1 protein-coding gene is annotated in these 476 nt (G+C 78.2%); it reads right to left on the bottom strand.

Annotation, left to right across the window (positions count from 1 at the left end; all coding sequences use genetic code 11):
• A partial coding sequence (locus VR45_RS09145; protein WP_045939174.1) for an MFS transporter occupies nt 1–476 on the bottom strand: 476 nt, incomplete at both ends.

The raw sequence follows: 476 nt of genomic DNA, 5'->3' as shown, positions 1-476 counted from the left end.
GTCGGGGACAGGCCGTGCTCGGGTACCTCGGCCAGAGTGAACACCAGCGCGGCCAGCGCGCCGCCCAGCAGCCCGGCACCCGGCAGGTCCAGCCCGGCACCCGGCGCCGGCGCGGCGGCGGTGTCCGCAGCGGTGGCCGCCTCGGCAGCGGTCCCCTCGGCCGACGGGGGCAGCCGGACCAGCAGCGCCGAGACGCCGGCAACGACGGCGGGGACGATCGTCAGGAAGAAGACCGACCGCCAGCCCAGTTGGGCGGTCAGGGCACCGCCGACCAGGGGACCGGCGGCGGCCGAGAGCCCGATCGCGCTGGTGCGCCAGGCGATCGGCCGGGCGAGCAGGTCGGCGGGGTAGACGGCCCGCAGCAGCCCCAGGGTGGCGGGTTGGAGCAGCGCGCCCGCCACGCCCTGGAGGACGCGCAGGCCGATCACCCAGCCGATCCCGGGGGCGAGGCCGATGCCCGCCGAGGCGACTCCGAA

The sequence above is a fragment of the Streptomyces sp. NRRL S-495 genome (genome assembly GCF_000966955.1).
GTDB lineage: Bacteria > Actinomycetota > Actinomycetes > Streptomycetales > Streptomycetaceae > Kitasatospora > Kitasatospora purpeofusca.
This window is presented reverse-complemented; position numbering and strand designations above follow the sequence as displayed.